We start from the raw sequence: 2,512 nt of genomic DNA on the forward strand, positions 1-2,512 counted from the left end.
GGGGGCGCGGCCGATCGCGCTTTTGAACTCGCTTCGGTTTGGCGAACTGACGTCGCCGCGCGTCAAATATTTGTTTGAGCAGGTCGTCGCCGGCATTGCCGGGTACGGCAACTGCGTCGGCATCCCGACCGTCGGCGGCGAGGTGCAGTTCGACCCGGCGTATGAAGGCAACCCATTGGTCAACGCCATGTGCGTCGGGATCATCCGCCATGAGGACATTCAGCGCGGCGTGGCGACCGGGGTCGGCAACACGGTCATGTACGTCGGGGCGAAAACGGGCCGCGACGGCATCCACGGGGCGACGTTTGCTTCGGAAGAGTTGAGCGAACAGTCGGAAGCAAAGCGTCCCGCCGTGCAAGTCGGCGACCCGTTTATGGAAAAACTGCTGCTTGAGGCGTGTCTTGAAGCAGTCAAGTCCGATGCGTTAGTCGGCATTCAAGATATGGGGGCGGCAGGACTCACGAGTTCATCCGCCGAGATGGCAAGCAAAGGCGGATTTGGCATTGAAATGAATTTGGATCTCGTCCCGCAGCGTGAGGCAGGCATGACGCCGTACGAAATGATGCTGTCCGAATCGCAGGAACGGATGCTGCTTGTTGTCAAGCAAGGTTGTGAAGACGAAATCGCCGCGATTTTTGCCAAATACGGCCTAGAGGCCAAAGCAATCGGCAAAGTGACCGATGACAAAATGCTCCGCCTCTTGTTCCGAGGCGAGGTGGCGGCGGAAATTCCAGTGGACGCCTTGGCGAAAGACGCGCCGGTGTATCATAAACCGTCTGCGGAGCCGGCTTATTACCGCGAGTTTCAAGCGATGCCGCCGTATATTCCGCACATCGAAGACTACAACCAAACATTGCTCGGGCTGCTCGCCCAGCCGACGATTGCGAGCAAAGAATGGGTGTACGACCAGTACGACTATATGGTGCGGACGAATACGGTCGTCGCCCCCGGATCGGACGCGGCGGTCGTGCGCATCCGCGGCACGAACAAGGCGCTCGCGCTGACGACGGATTGCAACTCGCGCTACTTGTATTTGGATCCGGAAACGGGCGGGAAAATCGCCGTCGCCGAGGCGGCGCGCAATGTCGTCTGCTCCGGAGCGAAGCCGCTCGCCATTACGGACTGCCTCAACTTTGGCAGCCCGGAAAAGCCGGAGATTTTCTGGCAGCTCGAAAAAGCAGTCGACGGGATGAGCGAAGCGTGCCGGGCGCTCGGGACGCCGGTCGTGAGCGGCAACGTCTCGCTGTACAATGAAACGAACGGCGAGGCCGTGTACCCAACCCCGGTCGTTGGCATGGTCGGTCTCATTGATGATCTTTCCCATATTACGACTCAGTCGTTTAAGCAAGCGGGCGACCTCATTTACGTGATCGGCGAGGCGAAGCCGGAGTTTGGCGGCAGCGAGTTGCAAAAATGGCTGGAAGGCCGCATTTTTGGAAAAGCACCGGAGATTGACTTAGAGGTGGAAGCAAGCCGCCAGCGCCAGCTGCTTGCAGCGATCCGCGCGGGGGTGGTGGCGTCAGCGCATGATATTGCCGAAGGAGGATTAGCCGTTGCGCTTGCTGAGTGTGTCATGGGTGCCTCGGGGCTTGGCGCCAAGGTGACGATCGGCGGTGACCTCGTCAGTGAACTGTTCAGCGAAACGCAATCACGCTTTGTTGTCTCGGTGAAAAAAGAGCAAAAAGAGGCGTTTGAGCAACTGGTTGAAGCGAAACAAATCGGCGAAGTGACAGACGATGGCGCATTCGTGGTGAACGGGGAGCACGGTGAGACGCTCATTCACCTTTCCGTTGCCAAGATGCGAAATGTCTGGAAAGGGGCTATTCCATGCTTGCTGAAATCAAAGGATTGAACGAGGAGTGCGGCATTTTCGGCATTTGGGGGCATGAAGACGCCGCCCGGCTCACATACTACGGGCTTCACAGCCTGCAGCACCGTGGGCAGGAAGGGGCCGGCATCGTGGCGGCGCATAACGGGAGCTTATCCGGTCATAAAGGGCTGGGGCTGGTGACGGACGTGTTTCAAAGCGGCACGCTCGATGCACTCAAAGGGGCGGCGGCCATCGGTCATGTCCGCTATTCGACGGCGGGTGGGGGCGGCTATGAAAACGTGCAGCCGCTCTTGTTCCGCTCGCAAACCGGCGCGATGGCGTTGGCCCATAACGGCAACTTGACAAACGCCATCGAGTTGAAGCTCGCGCTTGAAGGACAAGGAAGCATTTTTCAGACGACATCGGATACGGAAGTGTTCGCCCATCTCATCCGCCGCAGCCAAGCGCCGACGTTTGTCGAGCAAATGAAAGAGGCGCTCAGTCAGATCGAAGGGGCGTTTGCGTTTTTGCTGCTGACGGAAAAGGCGCTCTATGCGGCGCTTGATCCGCACGGGTTTCGGCCGCTGTCGCTCGGCCGGCTCGGCTCGGCGTATGTCGTGGCGTCGGAAACGTGCGCGTTTGACGTCATCGGCGCCACATACGAGCGGGAAGTGGCGCCTGGGGAATTGCTCATCATCAGCC

Annotated in this window: 2 protein-coding genes; both read left to right on the top strand. The window is 59.2% G+C overall.

Translation table 11 applies throughout. From position 1 onward, the window contains the following. Nucleotides 1-1,852, top strand: a 1,852-nt coding sequence (gene purL, locus I656_RS0115625) for a phosphoribosylformylglycinamidine synthase subunit PurL (RefSeq protein ID WP_033005658.1), incomplete at its 5' end; no start/stop codon positions are given. Beyond that, the coding region (locus tag I656_RS07780) for an amidophosphoribosyltransferase (RefSeq protein WP_020755126.1) at nucleotides 1,828-2,512 on the top strand (685 nt) is incomplete at its 3' end. The genes purL and I656_RS07780, both read left to right, overlap by 25 nt.

This window comes from Geobacillus sp. WSUCF1, from assembly GCF_000422025.1.
Classification (GTDB): domain Bacteria; phylum Bacillota; class Bacilli; order Bacillales; family Anoxybacillaceae; genus Geobacillus; species Geobacillus zalihae.